Source organism: Miniphocaeibacter halophilus (assembly GCF_016458825.1).
In the GTDB taxonomy this organism is placed as follows: Bacteria; Bacillota; Clostridia; order Tissierellales; family Peptoniphilaceae; genus Miniphocaeibacter; species Miniphocaeibacter halophilus.
On the sequence record NZ_CP066744.1, the window covers coordinates 1552987 to 1573284 of the forward strand.

Below are 20298 nucleotides of genomic sequence, written 5' to 3' on the forward strand. Positions count from 1 at the left end.
AGCAACTTCGCTCAGCTTTTTTGTTAAATTTTTAAAGCTAGGAGAGCTATTATGTTAAAAATAAAATCACAAATTGAAAAATCATTTGAATCATTAAAAGAACAATGTAATTTTGAAGAAGGAAACATTTTAGTAGTTGGTTGTAGTAGTAGTGAAATAATAGGTTCTAAAATAGGTACAAATTCCAGTTATGAAGTAGGAGAAACCGTTGCGAAAACATTATTAGATCTATGTGAAAAAAATAATATATATTTAGCTGCACAATGTTGTGAACATTTAAATAGGGCATTAGTAGTTGAAAAAGAGGTTGCAGAAAAATTTGGTTTTGAAATAGTAACTGTGGTTCCTAAACCAAAGGCCGGAGGTTCATTTGCAACAGCTGTTTATAGTCTGTTTAAAGAACCTGTTGTTGTAGAATATATTAAGGCGGATTATGGTATGGATATTGGTTTAACTATGATAGGAATGCATATGAAACATGTCTGTATACCTTTAAGACTTAATCCAAATACAATTGGAGAAACAATTGTAACAGGTGCTAAAATTAGACCGAAATTAATTGGTGGAGCAAGAGCTGAATATCTATAATTTTCCAAATATAACCATAATGACTTATGGTATAATAATGTAATGATTTACAGGAGTATAAAATGGAAGATAATATTATAGAAATTAAAGATGTAAAATTTAATTATGATGCCGAAGACGAAAAAGATATTGTCTATGCTTTAAAAGGCATTAATATGGATATAAAAAGAGGAGAATTTATTGCAATATTAGGTCATAATGGTTGTGGGAAATCCACTTTAGCTAAATTAATAAATGCCCAAATGATTCCCAATGAAGGGGATATTACAGTAAATGGCTTAAACACTAGGGAAGAAAAAAATATTTGGGATATAAGAAAAACATGTGGTATGGTATTCCAAAATCCTGACAACCAAATAGTAGCAACAATAGTAGAAGAGGACGTGGCTTTTGGACCGGAAAATTTAGGTGTTCCAATGCCACAGTTAAGAGAAAGAGTAGATAATGCATTAAAAACTGTAGATATGTTAGAGTATAAAATGCATTCACCTGCTCTTTTATCTGGAGGTCAAAAGCAAAGAATAGCAATAGCCGGTATATTAGCAATGAATCCGGATTGTATTCTTTTAGATGAGCCTACAGCTATGCTAGATCCTAATGGTAGAAAGGAAATAGTAAATACTATAACCAGACTTAATGATTCTGGCAAAACTATTATTTTAATAACACATTTTATGGAGGAGGCTATTCTAGCTGATAGGATTTTTGTTATGAATGATGGTTTAGTAGAATTAGAAGGTGAACCTAAAGCGGTTTTTTCAAATGTCCAAAAAATGAAACAACTAGGCTTAGATGTGCCACAAGTAACGGAATTAGCCTATGAATTAAAAACAAATGGCTTCAATATTGAAAGTGGAGTCTTAAATATCGATGATTTGGTGAATGAAATATGCAAATAGAAATAAAAAACTTGTCATATGTGTATAATGAAGAAAATCCGTTTTCAAAAGTTGCCATTGACAATATATCTTTAAATATAGGTGATAGGGAATTTATAGGAATAATAGGTCATACGGGAAGTGGTAAATCTACTTTAGTACAACATTTAAATGCTCTTATTACCCCTACATCCGGAAAAATTTATATTGATGGTGTAGATACGGAAGAAAAGAGTAAAAGTAAAATAGATATTAGAAAAAAAGTTGGACTGGTTTTTCAATATCCGGAATATCAATTATTTGAAGAAACAGTATATAAGGATATTGCCTTTGGGCCATCAAATATTGGATGCTCTGAAGAGGAAATTGAAGAAAGAGTTAAGTGGGCTTGTGATTTAGTTAGACTGGATTATGAAAATATTAAGGATAAATCTCCCTTTGAACTATCGGGAGGACAAAAAAGAAGAGTTGCTATTGCAGGAGTTTTAGCAATGAAGCCACAGTGTTTGGTTTTAGATGAACCTACTGCCGGCTTAGACCCAAGAGGTAGAGATGAAATATTAGATGAAATAAGATATTTATATGATACTGAAAATATTTCAATTATACTAGTATCCCATAGCATGGAAGATGTAGCTAGATTAGTTAATCGAATAATTGTAATGGACAAGGGAAAAATCTTTATGGATGGAACTCCAAAAGAAATATTTGCAAAACCGGATAAGCTTACTTCTGTAGGTCTTGATGTACCTCAAGTTACTGAATTTATGCTCAAGTTAAAGGAAAAAGGATTGGATATTCCTACAGATATAATTACTATTGAGGAAGCTTATGAAGTATTATCAAAATATTTAAAGGAGAAGAACTATGATTAAAGACATTACAATTGGACAGTATTTTCCTGGAGATAGTATAATTCATAAATTAGATCCAAGAGTTAAAATTCTAGCTGTAGCAATTTATATTGTAGCAATTTTTTTAATAAATAATATATTTATATATTTTCCTTTAACTTTATTGGTCCTATTGATTTTAAAAACTACTAAAATACCAATTAAATTTGTAATGAAAGGTTTAAAACCCTTAAGATTTATAATTATATTGACTTTCCTTATAAATATATTTATGACTCAGGGCGAAGTTTTAACTAAGTTTTGGATTTTCACAATAACTAAAGAAGGTTTAAACACAGCTATATTTATGGCTTTAAGATTGGTATTCCTAGTTTTAGGTACATCATTATTGACTTTAACAACCAGTCCCATAGCACTAACAGATGGTTTGGAATCCATTATGAGACCCTTATCGAAAATTGGTTTTCCATCTCATCAATTAGCCATGATGATGACAATAGCTTTAAGGTTTATTCCAACTTTATTTGAAGAGGCCGATAAAATTATAAAATCCCAAACTGCTAGAGGAGCTGATTTTGAATCGGGAAATATAATAAAAAGAGCTAAAAATCTAGTTCCTTTACTAGTACCACTTTTCATTAATTCCTTTAGAAGAGCCGATGAATTAGCAACGGCTATGGAGGCTAGGTGTTATAGAGGTGGAGATGGAAGAACAAGATTAAATGAACTTGTTTTTGTAAAAAGAGATTATTTAGGCATGATTTTAATATTTTTATTTTTAGCAATTATTTTTGGAACAAGGTATATTTAATGAAAAATGTAAAACTAATTGTACAATACGATGGAAGTAATTATTTTGGCTGGCAAAAGCAAAATGGTTATAAAACAGTAGAAGGGGAAATTTTAAAAGCAATAAAAAAACTTACTGGAAAAGATGTTATATTATCTACTGCAGGTAGAACAGATAAGGGAGTTCATGCTTTTGGTCAAGTAACAAATTTTTTTATAGATGATAAATTTACAACAGATAATATTAGAAGGGGGCTTAATACTTTTTTAGGAGAAGAATCTATACAAATTACAAAAGTTGAGGAAGTGGAAGATTGTTTTCATTCACGATTTAGCGCAAAAGGTAAATTGTATAGATATGTATTAAGCAACAATAGACTTATGCATCCAATGTATAGAAATTACAAGGGATACACACCCTATAAATTGGATTTAAATAGAATAAGGTATGGCTCAAAAATATTATTGGGACATCATAATTTTAGCTCCTTTACTAATGCAAAAATAGATGAAGAAATAAATATGAATAGAACATTGGATAAAATTGAAGTTAAGGAAGAAAAAGGAGATATAATTTTTTACTTTGAAGCAGAGAGTTTTTTAAGGAATATGGTAAGGATTATAGTAGGTTCTTTAATTGAAGTGGGTAGAGGAAAAAGAGATATAGACTGGTTGGAAAAAGCATTATTAAATTGTAATAGAATTAATGCCGGTCCTACAATATCACCAAATGGTTTATATCTTATGAAGGTATATTATTAAGTTAAAGCCTAGCTTTAGCTTTTTTGTTATATAATATATATGAGGGGATATTATGGACAAATATTTTTTAACAAAAGATTCTATTCAATTACGTTATAGAGAAGACTATGTTTCAAATCCAATTGCTATTGTAATATTAGTACATGGTTTTGCTGAGCATATTGAAAGATATAACTATATAACAAAAAAATTAAATCAAAATAATATTTCAGTATTTAGATATGATGCAAGAGGTCATGGTTTAAGTACAGGTAAAATGGGTGATATGAAATCATATAAAGAAATGGTTGATGATTTATATGAAATAGTTAGATTTGTAATAGATAATAATGAAAATATAAAAATTTTCACATTAGGTCATAGTATGGGAGGAAATATTTCTGCCAATTTTGGTATAAAATTTCCCAATACTTTAAATGGACAATTATTTTCAGGTGGAGCTTTTGGTTATTTTTATGATGTACCAAGAATAAAAAAACAATTTTTAAAAATGGCATCAAAAATTTTTTCAAAAGTTTATATAAACAATCCTGTAAGTGAAAATATTTCTTCAGATAAAAATATTGTAGAAAGTTATAAAAATGATCCATTAGTTATAAATAAAGCTACTCTTAGATTTATGAGGGAGTTTACAATTAAAGCTTCTGAAAACATATTTAACAATATATCAAAATATTATTATCCATGTTTTTTAGGTCATGGTGGAGATGATAAAGTAATATCTAAAGAAGCTAGTAAAAGATTTTATAATGAAATATCATCATCGGATAAAACATTAAAAATATATAATTCTCTCTATCATGAATTATTTAATGAACCAACAAAAGACATGGTAATTAGAGACTATGTTAACTGGATTAGACAAAGAATTTAAAGGCAAATAGAATGTATAAAGTTTTTATAGGAATATTAATTATTTATTTAAATCCATTATATGTAAATTCTAATAATGGGATATTTACATTATTGATTAATATTTTAGGGACTACTTTAGTAGCTTTTGGAAATAAGGAAAAATTTAGCTATAAGAAAGAATTTAAATATTTTTTAATTTTATATATTTTAATTTTAATTACAATTTTCATCCAAATGACTATGGAATTATTGGATATTGAAATTAATAATGTAGCAATTTCTTTATTAAGGCTCTTACTAATTTTTACTCCCTTATATTTAATAAATATAACATTAAATTTTACTAAAGAAATAGACACATATTTAAATATTACTAATAGATTGATTATTACAAATGATATTATTATAGTCTTATTATTTTTATCTATAATTTTAAATTTATTTAGTATTGAAGTCAGCTTTATTTTTACAATAGGAATATCGGTTTTAAAAATATTTTTTCTAATAAATTTTTATAAATTAACCATATATTATTAAAAGAAAGTCCCAAAACTTTCTTTTTTTATGTAAAAATTATTTAATATTATAAATGAATATATCAAATAATTATGATATACTAAGATATATTTGTAAATTAAGGGAGGATTGTTAATAGTGATAAAAAGAAAAGCAAAAGGCCTTTTTTCGCTTTCATTTATTTTTGTATTACTTATATCGTTAATTAACCCTTTAACCATAAGTAATGCTGAAACAACAGCAACAGAAGGCGTTTTTAGGGTAGGGATGGAGGTAAATTATGCCCCATTTAACTGGACACAACCAAATAGCGATTATGATGCATATCCAGTAGCCAATAGCTCAGGAGAATATGCAAATGGTTACGATGTTCAAATGGCAAAAAAAATCGCAGATGGACTAGGACTAAAACTTGAAATAATAAAAACAGAATGGGATGGACTTATTCCAGCACTGCAAAGTGGAAAAATAGATGCAATTATAGCAGGAATGTCCCCTACAAAAGATAGAAAAAAAGAAATTGATTTTTCAGATAGTTATTATACATCTGATTTAGTTGTTGTCATACAAAAAGGCAGTAAGTATGAAAAGGCCAAGTCCATTCAAGATTTTAAAGGTGCTGAAATAACAGGACAGTTAAATACCTTTCATTATACTGTAATCGATCAAATGAATGGTGTAAAAAAAGCTAAGCCTATGGATACTTTTTCTACTATGATTTTAAGTACGAAAACAGGGAAAGTGGATGGCTATGTTTCTGAAAAACCGGGAGCTTTATCGGCAACAAGAGCCAATGACGATTTAACTTTTATTGAATTTGAAGAGGGAATGGGTTTTGAAACTAGCAGTGAGGACACTTCAGTTGCTGTTGGCTTAAGGAAAGGTAGTGAATTAACAACAAGTATAAATGAAGTACTTTCTAACATATCTGAAGAAGATAGGTTGGGAATAATGGATGATGCTGTAAGGTTACAGGAGGAATTAAATCCAGAAAGTGAAGGATTCTGGTCAGATATTAAAAATATAGTTACTACATATTGGTCTAATATAATTAATGGTGTTGGTATTACAATGTTACTTGCGTTAGTAGCAACATCGGTAGGATTTATTTTAGGGTTATTAGTAGCAGTAATTAGAAATATTAAAACTAATAAGAAAAAAATCCAGTTAAATATTATTTAATGAAAATAGTGGACTTTCTATTAGCTTGTTATGTAGAAATATTTAGAGGAACACCAATGATGGTACAAGCCATGTTAATATTCTATGGTATTCCCTTTGTACTAGGTATAAAAACAGCTATATTACCAACGGCTCTATTAGTAGTTTCAATTAATACAGGTGCATATTTATCTGAAGTTGTAAGAGGGGGAATAAACTCCATAGATGAAGGACAGTTTGAAGCATGTAAGGCAATAGGAATGACTCATTCACAAACAATGATAAATGTAGTACTTCCTCAAACTATTAAAAATATTATACCTTCTATAGGAAACGAATTCGTAATTAATATTAAGGACACTTCTGTATTATCAGTAATATCTGTAACAGAATTATTCTTTATCGGTAGATCAGTAGCAGGAACAACTAATAAATATTTCCAAACTTATATTGTTATAGCAGTAGTTTATTTTATATTAACATTTACAGTTACTAGAATATTAAGATTAGTAGAAAAGAAAATGTTTGATAGTGCAAGTTTTGTAATGGAGTCTAGTACAGGAGGCACAAATGTCAGAAAAAAATAAAATAATTGAAATTTTACATTTGAAAAAAAGTTTTGGAGATGTTGAAGTTTTAAAGGATATAGACTTAACTATTTCAGAGGGAGAAGTAGTATCTGTAATAGGCTCATCCGGTTCGGGGAAATCTACAATGTTAAGATGTATAAACTTACTTGAAGAACCAACAGGAGGAGATATTAAATTTCATGGTAAATCCATTATGGATGGGGAGTTTAATGAAAATGAATACAGGTCTAAAGTAGGAATGGTATTTCAACAATTTAATCTTTTTAATAATCTATCAATTTTAGATAATTGCGTTGTAGGTCAAGTTAAGGTTTTGAAGAGAGACCGCCAAGAAGCAGAAAAAATAGCTAAAGAATATTTAGAAAAAGTTGGTATGGCAGCCTATATAAATGCGAAGCCTTCACAAATTTCCGGTGGGCAAAAGCAAAGGGTAGCAATAGCAAGGGCCTTGTCAATGAACCCTGAAGTGTTATTGTTTGATGAGCCTACATCGGCCTTGGACCCTGAAATGGTAGGAGAAGTTTTAAATGTAATGGAATCTTTAGCAGAAGAAGGCATGACTATGGTTGTGGTAACACATGAAATGGAATTTGCAAGAGACGTTTCCACACGAGTTTGCTTTATGGATAAGGGAGTTATTGCTGAAGAAGGAAAACCTGAAGAAATATTTGAAAATCCTAAACATGATAGAACAAAAGAATTTTTATCAAGATTTAGAAATGAAATTAAGTAAAGCCAATGGATTTCCATTGGTTTTTTTATATATTTTAAATTATTGATATAATGTAATTAAATATAGAAATAAAGAGGTAATTATGAAAAAACAATTTTTTTTATTTGATTTAGATGGAACGATAATAGATTCTGGAGAAGGAATAAAAAATGCAATAAGATATTCGTTAAATAAAGAAGGAATTGAAGAAAATAGGGAAGAGGTGTTAAATAGTTTTATTGGACCACCTTTAGTTGATTCCTATATGGAAAATTATAATTTTACCAGAGAAAAAGCCATAGAAGTTGTAAATGTATATAGGGAATATTATGGAAGATATGGTGTATATGAAAATAGACTATACGATGGAATAGTAGATGTAATTAAAAAATTAAAAGAACAAGATAATAAAATAATCCTTGCTACGTCTAAACCGGAAATATTTGCAAGAGAGGTAATGAAGCAACACAAATTAACTGATTATTTTGATTTTATAGGAGGGGCTTCCCTTGACCATAAAATAGCCCATAAAAATGAAGTGTTACAATATATTATGGATAATATTAAAATTGAAAAGGAAAAATCCTTTATGATAGGTGATACTAAATTCGATATTTTAGGAGGAAGGAAGTTTAATTTAAAGACAGTAGGAGTAACCTATGGCTATGGTAGTCTAGAAGAATTAAAAGAATCTAAAGCCGATTATATTGTAAATAAGCCATTAGAATTATTAACTTTATTTAAAGGGGATTAAAATGTCCAATATTATATAAAAGCTAAAAGATTTTATTTATGAAAATTATAAGGATGAATATAATAAAACTATTTCATACTTTCCTAAAATTAATATTGATTTAGATAGAATTGAAACTATTATGATTAATGAAGTAGTGCCTGAAAAAAATTGCGACAATTTCTATGCTATAGATAATAATTCGGCCTATATGGATACAACAAAAATTCTTTTTGAAAAATCAGGCCATAAAGTTAATAGTATTAAAGATATTTAGATATGGGAATATATATAACAAATGCTATTAAACTGCTTAAAAAAGATAAAAAATAAACCTAGATACAATAAAGAAGTTTTCTCCTATTTTGGCTGAGGAGATTAAACTATTTCCTAATCTTAAATCAATTATGTTAATGGGAGATGTTGCAAAAAAATCAGTTAATATAATTAGCAAGAAAACCAATAAGAAAAATATAATTCCTTCAATATCAACTTACAAATTAAGACATGGAGAAATATATTATAATGAAATACGATTATTTCCAGCCTATATTATGACAGGAAAAAATATTTTAATAGAAAATCAAAAATGGAAATGAATAGTGAAGAGTTAATTAAAATGATAAACTATAATAATTCTTTAAAAGATGAAAATTTTAATAACTAAATATATATTTTTTAATAAAAATTTACGGTTCAGGTTAAGAAACTTGGACCGTTTTTTATTTTTAAATTTTAAAGATTCTATTGATTAATTTGGTTCTTTGTCAAATGGTGTTGGTATACAATAAAATAACAAACTACTTTTATATCAGGCAGCTATATAGCTGCCTGATAATTTTCTATTGGCTTCATTAAATTTTTAATTATAAAAACTCTATTTCTAAAATTATAAAATGACCTATATCCAAAAGCTATTCTTTTTATACTTTTAATAAGATTATTAGTACCTTCCAAGGGTCCATTTGTAATGTTCGTACTTAAAGTGTTTTTCACATATTCAAAATATTTTAACAAGGTGTTTATAGCTACTTCCATTTGTTCACTTACTGTATCCTTAAATAAAGTTAAATGTTCCCTTAATCTTTTAGAATTTTCACATCTAATATCAGATAAAAGAATTTGATAAACCTCATATGTTTTCTTTAAATTATCATCAACGGCTATAGTTTCATTTACTACATCAGATGTGCTTTTCCACTTATTAAAATGTGTCCATTTACTAAAGTGGATTATATCAAGTTTAGAAGAATCCTTTTGAATTAGCTTCCAATATCTTTTTAGTCTTTTATATTCAATAGAGGAAGTACTAAAGTTTTTCATTATTTCAATCCTTGTTTTTAACAAAGCCCTGCCAATAAGATTTACAATATGAAACTTATCTAAAACTATTTGAGCATTAGGAAAAACATCCTTAATTAATGACATATAAGGTTTATATATATCTATACAAATATATTTCACATTTGCTCTTGCTTTATAGGTAAACTTTCTAAAATATTTAGTTAAATAAGGGAGAGTACGATTTTCAACAATATCTATAATATTAAAATTCTTCCTATCACCATTACAAAAGATAAAGCTCATACTGCCCTTAGCATCTTTAGTGGATTTGAATTCATCAAAACACAAAGTTTCAGGCAGATATGACTTGTTAACTCTAAAAGCCTTATAATTAGCCTCTAAAGAACGACTAACAGTATTAGAAGATACGTAATTTAACCTAGCAATATCCTTTTGACTTATTTTCATAGTTAGATTTTCAGTTATATGTAATTTTACCCTATTTGAAATAAAACAATTTTTCTCTACAATATTGGTTTTTGCTGTAAAAGTATGAGAACATTCTTTACAAAAAAATCTTTGTTTTCTTAATTTTAAAATAGTAGGATCTCCATTTAGTGGAAGAAGTTTAATATTTGATATTTTATTTCCGTGCTTAATAATTGCATTCTTGTCCATATTTCCACAAATTGGACAAACATTAGGAGTATAAGAAAGTTTAGCGTCTATAACTTTATATGTTACATTGTTCTTTCTCATGTTATTGCTGAATTTAATAAATTTAATATTCTTATCTTTTATTCCTAAGAAATCTAAGATATAATTACTTGTAGACATAATGACCTCCGATTGGTATTTTGTAGTGAATTTATTGTATCGGAAAAATGGTTGTTATGTCTCTTTTTTTATAAAAAAATGGTGCTGGAGAAGATTTTCATTTTTCTTCACCAACACCATAAATTATAGAACCATTAATTTCAATAGAATTTTTTATTGTAATAGAGTGAGGAAAACAATTTTTTTATTTAATTTTAACATTCTTTTCATTAATTCAGTATATTTTTATAAAAAATATAAGAAAAACAATATTTTAAAATAATTCTTAATTTTTCGTATAAAATAATTAACATTTCCATTATATAAATTTTACAGACTTCATTTAGAATTAATACAGTTAAATATTTAATTAAATAATAATTGAAAGGGGAAATTATGAAAAGAAATTTAAAAAAATCTATATTATTAGTTTTTATTTTAACTATGGGAATTGTTTCCTTAACAGCATGTAACTCTTCTAATGCTAATATAAAAGACACTGAAGGCAAAGCTTCTGAAAAGGTTAAAATAGAATATTGGCATGTAAATGCTGATACTCAAGGAGGAAAAACTGTAAAGGAAATAGTTGATAGTTTTAATAAATCTCAAGATAAAATTGAGGTAGTAGAAAAATATAATCCTGATATGTATAAGGGCTTAATGCAAAATATGCAGGCTTCTATTGCATCTGGTATATCTCCGGATATTGTTCAAGTAGGATGGGCTTTTTTAGATTATTTTTCTGAAAATTTTGAATATAGTGAACCACAGGAGATTATAGATGAATTCGATAAGGAAAACTCATCTTTTCTAACAGATAATTTTTTACCAAATATTTTAAACTTAGCAAAGAACAAAGAGGGAAAACAAGTTGGAATACCCTATTCCCTAAGTTCTCCAGTATTATATTTAAACAAGGATTTATTAAAAGAAGCTGGTTTAGATGAAAATGGTCCTGCTACTTGGGAAGAGATAAAGAATATTTCTAAGACTATTAAAGAAAAAACAGGGAAATATGGAATTTATATCCAGGAACCAATGGATAATTGGGCTACACAGGCAGTACTAGAAAGTAATGGTGCTAAATTTATTACAGATGGGAAAGCTTCTTTTGCATCAGAAGAAGGTAAAGAAGCTTATAGACTTTGGGCGGATATGGTTTTAAAAGATGAAACTGCCTTGAATATAGGTTGGGAAGAAGGAGTTCAAAGCTTTATTAGAGGGGATGTAGCAATGATTTATACAACTATAGCCCAAAGAAATAATATTCAAAGTAATTCCAACTTTGAGATTACAGCAATAGAGTCACCATCATGGGAAGGCAAGGAAGCCCGTTTACCTGCTGGAGGAGCTATGCTTTCCATAACCTCTGCTGATGATGAAAAGAAAGCTGCATCTTGGGAATTTATAAAATATTTATATAGTGTTGAAAATATGGCTAAGTGGACAATAGGAACAGGCTATGTACCTCCTCGTAAGGATGTAGCAGAATCAGAAAATGGTTTAAAAGAATTTTTAGAAGAAAATACTATGATGAAACCGGCAATTGAGCAAATGGATAAAGTTGTTCCATGGGTTTCTTTTCCAGGCAATTCCGGTTTAGAAGCAGAGCAAAAATTATTGGATATGAGGGATCAAATTTTAACTGGAAAAGTAGAAGTAGACGAGGCTATGGATAAAACCCAAGAAGAAATAAATAAATTATTAGATTAATTATAAGGGAGTCGATTTTATCGGCTCCTATAAAATAATGAAAGGATTGTTAATATTGATTAAAAATAAGAAATTTAATTTTAATAAAAATGATATTAAATCTTTAATTTATCTTGCCCCGTCTTTAATAGTATTTATCTTGTTTATGGTAATTCCTTTGTTATATACAGTATATTTAAGTTTTTTCAAATGGAATATGGTTTCACCTAAAAAAGAATTCGTAGGTTTAGAAAACTATATATCGATTTTTCAAAATAAGGACAATTATAGAATAATCTTAAATTCTCTTTTGTATATAATTCTTCTAACTATTTTTTGTTGTGTTATTCCATATATACTTTCATTTGTTTTGGAACAAATCATAACGAAATTTAAGAATATCTATAAATCTTTAATTTTTATTCCATCGGTAATTTCATTAGTAGTGGCTTCCATATTATTTACATGGATTTTAAATCCTGTATCAGGTCCTTTATCTATCATATTAGGTAAAATAGGACTTAGTATTCCTTTTTGGAGTAAAATGGAAGGTTGGGTAATTGTTGTAATAAGCTTAATAACGTCATGGAAAGTATTTGGATATAACTTTATTGTATTATATGCATCAATTGCTGGTATTTCAAGAGAATTAATTGAAGCGGCAAAATTAGATAATTTATCAAATACAAAAATATTTTTAAAGATTATTTTACCAATGAGTAGTGCAACAGGAGTATATATTTTTATTATAACGATAGTTCAGGGAGTTCAATATGTATTTACTCCCATTAAGGTAATAACTCAGGGAGGACCTGATAATGCAAGTTCAAATTTAATATATAGTTCCTATCAACAGGCATTTGAAATGTATAATACAGGAAGTTCTTCAGCTTTGTCAGTTATAACTATGATAATATTTGCAATATTACTGATACTAGAATTTAAATTTGTAGAAAAAGGAGTTTATTATGAAAACTAAAAAAAAGAAAAATATAATTTGGCATATTATTTTTATTCTAATAATTATAATATCTTTATATCCTATTATATTTTCAATAAGTAATTCTTTTAAACCCCTTAAGGATGCTTATCATACTATTTTAGATATTATTCCTAGGAAAATAACTTTGGAAAATTATAAGTATTTATTTGAATCTTTGCCAATTTTTAAAATTACCTTTAATACATTTATTGCTGCAACAGCAATTACATTAATAAAACTATTCATTTCTTTTTTTGCTTCATATGCAATAGTTTATGGTACTTTTAGGGGAAAAAGATTACTATATTTTATTTTTATTGGAACTATGTTTGTTCCCTTTACTGTAACGATGATTCCAAATTATTTGATTATATCAAAGCTTGGTTTAATAGATAAAATTTGGGGAATTATATTGCCACAATTAGCAGATGCAATGGGAATATTTTTACTAACACAGACAATGCGCTCAATACCAAAGAGTTTAATAGAAGTTGCAAAATTAGATAATTTAAATGACAGAACTATAATGAGGGGGATTGTATTTCCTCTAAGCAAACATGCAGTTTATTCGACAGGAATTTGGTTTTTTATAACAGCTTGGAATGAATATGTGTGGCCTGTTTTAGTATTAAAAACTACAGAAAACTACACACTGCCACTAGCATTACAGAACTTCATAAGTTCAGAAGGTGGAACTAATTTTTCAGTTGCAATGGCTGTTTCAGTAATTGCAATGATATTACCATTAGCATTGTACCTAATATTTCAAAAATATATAATAGGAACATTTGTATCAGCAGGAGTTAAATAGGAGTAAGAATGAAAGAAATATTGTTAAAAAATGTATATAAATCATATAAAGATACACCGGTTATAGAAAATTTAAATTTAGAAATAAAAGAGGGAGAAAGACTTGTATTATTAGGTCCTTCTGGATGTGGAAAATCAACAATATTGCGTATGATAGCAGGATTAGAAACAATATCTTCAGGAGAATTGTATTTAAATGGAGAAAATGCTACTAATATGCAAAGTGGACATAGAAACATTGCTATGGTTTTTCAGAATTATGCACTTTATCCAAATATGACTGTTTCAGAAAATATTACATTTGGTCTTAAAGCCAGTAAAATAGATAAAGAAGAAGTAAATCGACGATTGGAAAAAGTACTCAATATGTTAGATTTAAAAAAATATAAAGATAGGTTACCTAAAGAACTTTCGGGAGGACAAAGGCAAAGAGTTGCCTTAGCTCGTTCAGTAGTAAAAAGATCGAATTATTTTCTATTAGATGAACCATTATCGAATTTAGATGTTACATTACGCCATAATGCTAGAAAACAACTAATTAAAATACATGAAATGTATAAACATACCTTTGTTTATGTTACCCATGATCAAGTAGAGGCTATGACAATAGGTCATAGAATAGCCTTATTGAATGAGGGGAGAATTCAAATGATAGATACTCCTGAAAAAGTATATAATTATCCTAGTAATGTATTTACGGCTTCATTTATTGGAAATCCTAAAATGAATTTAAAAAAAGTAAAAATGGAGAAAAATAAAATAATTATTAAAAAACAAAATATAACAATTAATGAAATTTGGGAAGATATATTAAAGAGAAACAATAATTCTAATTTAATAGTGGGAATTCGGCCTGAACATTTAAAAATTACAAAAGAAAAAGTAGATAATTCAATTGATGGAGTTATAAAATTTATAGAAAACCTTGGTCCTAATTATGCTATAGCAGTCGATATAGATGGTGATGAATGGATAGTTTTAGATGATTATAAAAATTGGAAAATAGGAAATAAAGTTAGTATTTCTTTTAATGATTATAAGCTGCATTTTTTTAATGAGAAAACTGAAAATAATATAGGTTATCCAAAGGAAGTGGAAAATTATGACAATTTATGTAAGCACTAATATTTATGCTAAAACTTCTTTTTTAAATATATTTAAACTTTTTAAAATGATAGACAATAAAAATCAAATAGGCATAGAAATATTTCCAATTTTAAAAGATGGAAAATTTATTAAAGAGATAATAGAATCTATTGATGAATTAAAAAAATATCCAATTAGCTTTCATGGACCATATTATAATATAGAACATAGTGCACCTAAAGGTAGTTTAGAATATAATAAAGCAATTAATGATTGTATAGAAGTTTTTAAATTAGAAAAAACATTAAATGGAAAGTATTTTGTATTTCATCATAATAATAAAGTTGTAAGTGCAGATAAAAAAGAAGAGATGATTTATAATTCAAGATTGAACTTATTAGAACTAAATGAAATTAGTAAAGAATATGATATTTCCATATATGTTGAGAATGCAGGGGTTAATTCTATAGGAAATAATCTATTTACAGAAAAAGAGTTTATAGAAGAATGTTTAACAATAGAAAATTATATTTTAATAGATATAGGTCATATAAATGCTAATGGTTGGGATTTAGAAAATATAATTAAGACCTTACAAAATAAAATAAAAGCTTATCATGTTCATAATAATAATGGTTTTGATGATAATCACGACAGAATATTTAAAGGAACTTTAGATTTTAATCGTTTTAAAGAATTATATAAAGAATACACTCCAAAAGCCGATATTGTTATAGAATATGGTGATGTTGTATCTGGGGATTTTAGTGGTGTAGCTCAAGATATAGAATTTATAAAAGAAAATTTTGATTTTAAACAATATCATTAATAGCTTGTATTATTATATTAATTAATATTATAAATTAAGATGGAATTAGTTATTTACTTGTTGATAAACCAAGTATATGGTATAATTATTTATAATTTCATATTAGCGATGAAAGGAAATAGTATATAATTTTTCAAGCATAGAGAGTTTGCGGCTGGTGTAAGCAAATGTTGAATATTATAGAATCCGTCCTAGAGCTAAAGGCCTATAAGTGACGATATTTTATCGTAATTAGGGTGGCAACGCGGGTATTTACTCGTCCCTTTTGTTAAGGGACGAGTTTTTTATTTAATAAGCTTATATACAAATTAATTGTTAAAAATAATTTATACCTGTAAGAAAAAATAATTAATTAGTAGATTTTATTATATCTATATTTTATAGTAGTGGCGTAGTTTATTTAAAATATAAGGAGGAATTATGTTAGATATTAGAAGATTAAGAGCGGATAAAGAGGGAGTTTTAAAAGCTTTAGAAAAAAGACATGGAGATTTTCCAATAGATAAACTTTTAGAAGTTGACGAAAAAAGAAGAAATACCATTAAGCAAGTAGAAGAAATGAAAGCGGAGCAAAACAAGATTTCTAAACAAGTTCCAATATTGAAAAAAGAGGGAAAAGACACCACAGAAGTATTTGCTCAAATGAAGGAATTATCAAATAAAGTTAAGGAATTAGATGAGGAAGTAAGAAAATATGATGATGAAATATATAATTATTTAGCAAATATTCCTAACACTCCAGCTGATGAAGTACCAGAAGGAGAAGATGATTCAGACAATGTTGAAGTAAGAAAATGGGGAGAGCCTACTAAATTTGATTTTGAACCTAAAGCACATTGGGATTTAGGAGTAGATTTGGATATATTGGACTTTGAAAGAGGAACTAAAATTTCAGGTTCAAGATTTTCTGTATTCAAAGGTCTAGGAGCAAGACTAGAAAGATCAATAATAAACTTTATGCTTGATTTACATACAATAGATCAAACATATGAAGAAATTTGGGTTCCTGTAATGATGAATAGAAGAGCTATGTTTGGAACAGGTCAATTACCAAAATTTGAAGAAGATATGTTCTATGTGCCACAAAAGGATCTTTTCTTGGCACCGACAGCAGAAGTACCTGTAACAAATCTATTTATGGATGAAATAATTGATGGAGCAAGATTACCTATTCATTATACTGCTTATTCACCTTGTTTTAGAGCAGAAGCAGGTTCAGCAGGAAGAGATACAAGAGGTTTAATTAGAAATCATCAATTTGACAAGGTTGAATTAGTTAAATTCACAGATCAAGAAACAAGTTATGATGAATTAGAAAAGTTAACAAATGACGCTGAAGAAGTACTACAAAAATTAAATATACCTTATAGGGTAGTAATATTATCTTCAGGAGATTTAGGATTTTCTTCTGCAAAAACCTACGATATAGAAGTTTGGATGCCAAGCTATAATAGATATGTAGAAATTTCTTCATGTAGTAATTTCTTGGATTTTCAAGCAAGAAGAGCTAACATAAAATACAGAGACGAAAATGGAAAAGTTAAATTTGCACACACTTTAAACGGTTCAGGATTAGCTGTAGGAAGAACATTAGCTGCAATACTTGAAAACTGTCAAAATGCAGATGGAACAATAACTATTCCAGAGGTTTTAAGACCTTATATGAACGGTGTAGAAAAAATAGAAAAGAAATAGTTTCAAAAAACTAAATAATGCATAATTAGTAGGATAGACAACTGTCTATCCTACTAATTTATTTTTCAAAATAACTTTAATTCTTTTAAATTATTTGAAAAAGCATTTTTAAAAATGGGTTTGGCTAAACTGGCTACTTGATTAGTAATAAAGTTATTTCCTTCATCAATATAAATAGCTTCCTTGACAAAAGTTAGATTAGAATTAATTTTAATCAAAATGAAAATAATTCTATAATTTATTCTTTCATCTGTCATTTTTATTCAACGGAGTTTTCTTTAGAGTAAATTAATTTAACATTTTCTATTTCTTCATTATTTCCATATTTACGATATAATAAATAATTATTTTCATTAATTTTTCTTAATTTATCAACTGCATAATTCCGCTGTGAAAAATTTATTGGATTCTTTAAATAGTTGTCTATAGTTTCTATGAAGACTTTATTAATATTTTATCTTCAAAAAATAATTTCATGGGCTTATCTTTAAAATTATATTCTAGTTAAGACTAGTAGTTTAATATACTCAATAATTTTCTAACATTACAATATGCTAACAAAGTTTAATATAAATTTTCTTTATTGTATAATAATTATGAGGTGGAATATGAAAAAGAAAAAACAGATATTTGCTTTTATATTAACAATTATATTAATTTTTTCAAATATATCATTTGCAGCAATACCGGGTTTTGAAGATTCTACGAAAGGTTATATAATTGCTGAATTTGATAGTGACACAATATTATCTTCCTATAATGAAGATGAGGTAGTTTCTGTTGCCAGTATTACTAAACTTATGACATATATACTTACAAAAGAAGCAATAAAAAAAGGGAGTTTAAGCCTAACTGATTCCATTACCGTAACAGAAGACATTGCATCTGTTGGAGGTTCTTCACTGTCCTTATCAAAGGATCAAAATGTTACTATTGAACAATTATTAAAAGGTTTGGTAATTGTTTCCGGTAACGATGCAGCGTATGCATTAGCAAAAACCGTTGGAGGAAGTGAAGAGGAATTTACTAAATTAATGAATGAAAAAGCTAAAGAAATTGGTTTAGAAAAAGCTAATTTCGTTAATGCATCAGGACTTCCTGATCCAGAGACAAAGGAAGAAAACACAATGACAGTAAGGGATGTTTACACAATGTCTAGGTATGTACTAGAAACCTACCCGGAAATTTTAGAACTTACTTCAACAAAGGTTTTGGAAATTCCTGAATTACAAGTAAGGAAAGAAAGTACAATACCACTATTAGGGGAGATCGCAGGCATAGATGGATTAAAAACAGGGACCACAGATGCAGCAGGCTATTGTTTAGTTTCAACATTTAAGCCAATATCCAACGAAACATTAAAAGAACATAGATTTATTTCTGTTATAATGGGAGCAAATTCCAATGATGATAGAAGAAATATTGCAGAAATTATTTTTAATTATATAAATGGAAATTATATAAATGGGAAAGTAGTAGATGAAGACGAAATCTACAAAGAATTAAAAATCAATAGTATAGATTCAGGAGTAGTAGAAGTATATCCTAAACAAACTAGAGATATTTTATATGACAAAACTGAAGGACTAACCATATCTGGAGATATGAATGTAGATGTTAAAGGACCAATAAAATCGGGAGATAAAGTTGGAGTATTGTCAATAAGAGGAAATAATGGTAAAGTATATGATGTTGATTTAATCGTAAAAGAGGATTATAATAAAGCAGGGTTTGGTACAAGATTAAAAAGAATGTTTTTAGATATTTATGAAAATATGAAATTGTATTTAAACTTTTAAATCAATATGCCCCCATAATTAAGCTGGATATAATACTCCCCTCCTAAGGGAGATTCACTGGTTCGAGTCCGGTTGGGGGTGCCATGAAGTCGAAAATCTAAATAGATTTTCGACTTTTAGTTTTATTAATAGGATTTATTGGGTAAAAGTAAATATGTATAGAAAACAACTTACTTTAGGAGGAGAAAATGAAAAAATTAGGAATTTTAGTTGGAAGCTTAAGAGAAGGATCCTATTCAAAGAAAGCGGCAAATGTTATTGCAAAACAGTTAGAAAATGATTTTGAAATATCTTTTATAGATATAAGAAATTTAGAATTTTATGATGAAGATTTAGAACAAGAAGGGAAAGTGCCGGCTGAATGGACTAAATTTAGAGATGAAGTTAGAGAAATGGAAGCATTTTTATTTGTAACTCCAGAATATAACAGATCGGTACCAGCTGCATTAAAAAATGCTTTAGATGTTGGTTCTAGGCCTTATGGTTCTAGTGTTTGGGACGGGAAACCAGGAGCTATAGTATCTACTTCTACAGGAGCAATAGGAGGTTTTGGAGCTAATCACCACTTAAGACAGAGTATGACCTTTTTAAATGTATATATGATGCAACAACCGGAAATATATTTAGGGGATTCAAGCGCTTGTTTTACTGATGATGGTAAGATTGTTGAAAGAACTGAAAAATATTTAAATAATTTTTCTGAAGCTTTCAAAGCTTGGGTAAATAAATTTAATTAATAAGTTTTATGGTTGGAATTTTTAAAAATATCAGTTGAAGAATATTCTTCTACTGATATTTTTTATTGTAATTCTTTCAGTGTTATATGAATAAGATGTTATAAGAAAAAAATATGTAATAATATTTCAA

At 27.8% G+C, this 20298-nt stretch carries 21 protein-coding genes, 1 tRNA gene, 1 pseudogene and 1 other annotated feature; of the genes and pseudogenes, 21 read left to right on the forward strand and 2 right to left on the reverse strand.

Features of this window, described 5'->3' with window-relative positions; translation table 11 throughout:
• Positions 1 to 51 precede the first annotated feature (51 nt).
• From JFY71_RS07615 to JFY71_RS07665, 12 genes and pseudogenes are all read left to right on the forward strand, one after another.
• Complete coding sequence (locus tag JFY71_RS07615) at positions 52 to 588, forward strand: TIGR01440 family protein (protein WP_243660213.1); 537 nt, start codon at positions 52 to 54, stop codon at positions 586 to 588.
• Between the two features lie 62 nt (positions 589 to 650).
• Positions 651 to 1487 carry an energy-coupling factor transporter ATPase gene (locus JFY71_RS07620; protein WP_243660214.1) on the forward strand — a complete coding sequence of 279 codons (837 nt, stop codon included), beginning with the start codon at positions 651 to 653 and terminating at the stop codon, positions 1485 to 1487.
• Positions 1478 to 2341, forward strand: coding sequence for an energy-coupling factor transporter ATPase (locus JFY71_RS07625; protein ID WP_243660215.1), 864 nt, complete (start codon positions 1478 to 1480; stop codon positions 2339 to 2341). The genes JFY71_RS07620 and JFY71_RS07625 overlap by 10 nt, the downstream gene beginning before the upstream one ends.
• On the forward strand, positions 2334 to 3131 hold the full coding sequence (locus JFY71_RS07630) for an energy-coupling factor transporter transmembrane component T family protein (RefSeq protein ID WP_243660216.1): 798 nt from the start codon (positions 2334 to 2336) through the stop codon (positions 3129 to 3131). Before JFY71_RS07625 ends, JFY71_RS07630 begins: the two co-directional genes overlap by 8 nt.
• Entirely contained in the window at positions 3131 to 3871 is a 741-nt protein-coding gene (gene truA, locus JFY71_RS07635) for a tRNA pseudouridine(38-40) synthase TruA (RefSeq protein WP_243660217.1), read from the forward strand. Before JFY71_RS07630 ends, truA begins: the two co-directional genes overlap by 1 nt.
• A gap of 52 nt (positions 3872 to 3923) precedes the next feature.
• Positions 3924 to 4745: an alpha/beta hydrolase gene (locus tag JFY71_RS07640; protein ID WP_243660218.1), complete on the forward strand. Its 822-nt coding sequence runs from the start codon at positions 3924 to 3926 to the stop codon at positions 4743 to 4745.
• Between the two features lie 11 nt (positions 4746 to 4756).
• On the forward strand, positions 4757 to 5263 hold the full coding sequence (locus JFY71_RS07645; protein ID WP_243660219.1) for a hypothetical protein: 507 nt from the start codon (positions 4757 to 4759) through the stop codon (positions 5261 to 5263).
• 120 nt (positions 5264 to 5383) lie between these two features.
• A pseudogene (locus tag JFY71_RS07650) lies at positions 5384 to 6990 on the forward strand (ABC transporter permease subunit).
• Positions 6974 to 7726, forward strand: a complete 753-nt coding sequence (locus tag JFY71_RS07655; RefSeq protein WP_275955178.1) for an amino acid ABC transporter ATP-binding protein — start codon at positions 6974 to 6976, stop codon at positions 7724 to 7726. The pseudogene JFY71_RS07650 and the gene JFY71_RS07655 overlap by 17 nt, the downstream one beginning before the upstream one ends.
• 82 nt (positions 7727 to 7808) lie before the next feature.
• Positions 7809 to 8459, forward strand: coding sequence for an HAD-IA family hydrolase (locus JFY71_RS07660; protein WP_243660220.1), 651 nt, complete (start codon positions 7809 to 7811; stop codon positions 8457 to 8459).
• Positions 8460 to 8580: 121 nt separating this feature from the next.
• Entirely contained in the window at positions 8581 to 8715 is a 135-nt protein-coding gene (locus JFY71_RS12040; RefSeq protein WP_263457722.1) for a hypothetical protein, read from the forward strand.
• A gap of 88 nt (positions 8716 to 8803) precedes the next feature.
• Positions 8804 to 9037: a uracil-DNA glycosylase family protein gene (locus tag JFY71_RS07665; protein WP_243660221.1), complete on the forward strand. Its 234-nt coding sequence runs from the start codon at positions 8804 to 8806 to the stop codon at positions 9035 to 9037.
• A 220-nt stretch (positions 9038 to 9257) separates the two neighbouring features.
• Here JFY71_RS07665 and JFY71_RS07670 read toward each other — a convergent pair whose 3' ends face one another.
• Positions 9258 to 10559, reverse strand: coding sequence for an ISL3 family transposase (locus JFY71_RS07670; RefSeq protein WP_243660222.1), 1302 nt, complete (start codon positions 10557 to 10559; stop codon positions 9258 to 9260).
• A gap of 375 nt (positions 10560 to 10934) precedes the next feature.
• Here JFY71_RS07670 and JFY71_RS07675 point away from each other — a divergent pair, with 375 nt between their 5' ends.
• The 6 genes from JFY71_RS07675 (at position 10935) to serS (ending at position 17632) form a co-directional block, all read left to right on the forward strand.
• Entirely contained in the window at positions 10935 to 12251 is a 1317-nt protein-coding gene (locus JFY71_RS07675) for an ABC transporter substrate-binding protein (protein ID WP_243660223.1), read from the forward strand.
• A gap of 55 nt (positions 12252 to 12306) precedes the next feature.
• Complete coding sequence (locus JFY71_RS07680) at positions 12307 to 13209, forward strand: carbohydrate ABC transporter permease (protein ID WP_243660224.1); 903 nt, start codon at positions 12307 to 12309, stop codon at positions 13207 to 13209.
• Positions 13199 to 14023: a carbohydrate ABC transporter permease gene (locus JFY71_RS07685; RefSeq protein WP_243660225.1), complete on the forward strand. Its 825-nt coding sequence runs from the start codon at positions 13199 to 13201 to the stop codon at positions 14021 to 14023. Before JFY71_RS07680 ends, JFY71_RS07685 begins: the two co-directional genes overlap by 11 nt.
• Positions 14024 to 14031: 8 nt before the next feature.
• Positions 14032 to 15147, forward strand: coding sequence for an ABC transporter ATP-binding protein (locus tag JFY71_RS07690; protein WP_243660226.1), 1116 nt, complete (start codon positions 14032 to 14034; stop codon positions 15145 to 15147).
• Positions 15125 to 15937, forward strand: coding sequence for a sugar phosphate isomerase/epimerase family protein (locus JFY71_RS07695; protein WP_243660227.1), 813 nt, complete (start codon positions 15125 to 15127; stop codon positions 15935 to 15937). The genes JFY71_RS07690 and JFY71_RS07695 overlap by 23 nt, the downstream gene beginning before the upstream one ends.
• A 99-nt stretch (positions 15938 to 16036) precedes the next feature.
• Positions 16037 to 16204: a binding site (T-box leader), on the forward strand.
• A gap of 153 nt (positions 16205 to 16357) precedes the next feature.
• A complete protein-coding gene (gene serS, locus JFY71_RS07700; RefSeq protein ID WP_243660228.1) occupies positions 16358 to 17632 on the forward strand; it encodes a serine--tRNA ligase in 1275 nt (424 codons plus the stop codon).
• A 65-nt stretch (positions 17633 to 17697) separates the two neighbouring features.
• Here serS and JFY71_RS07705 read toward each other — a convergent pair whose 3' ends face one another.
• Positions 17698 to 17889: a hypothetical protein gene (locus tag JFY71_RS07705; RefSeq protein WP_243660229.1), complete on the reverse strand. Its 192-nt coding sequence runs from the start codon at positions 17887 to 17889 to the stop codon at positions 17698 to 17700.
• A 351-nt stretch (positions 17890 to 18240) separates the two neighbouring features.
• On the opposite strand from JFY71_RS07705, the gene JFY71_RS07710 reads away from it, so the two are divergent.
• The 3 genes from JFY71_RS07710 to JFY71_RS07720 all read left to right on the forward strand — a co-directional run bounded on the left by JFY71_RS07710 (position 18241) and on the right by JFY71_RS07720 (position 20168).
• Entirely contained in the window at positions 18241 to 19431 is a 1191-nt protein-coding gene (locus tag JFY71_RS07710; RefSeq protein ID WP_243660230.1) for a D-alanyl-D-alanine carboxypeptidase family protein, read from the forward strand.
• Positions 19432 to 19439: 8 nt separating this feature from the next.
• Positions 19440 to 19515, forward strand: a tRNA-Arg gene (locus tag JFY71_RS07715).
• Positions 19516 to 19619: 104 nt separating this feature from the next.
• Positions 19620 to 20168: an NADPH-dependent FMN reductase gene (locus JFY71_RS07720; protein WP_243660231.1), complete on the forward strand. Its 549-nt coding sequence runs from the start codon at positions 19620 to 19622 to the stop codon at positions 20166 to 20168.
• Positions 20169 to 20298: the final 130 nt, after the last annotated feature.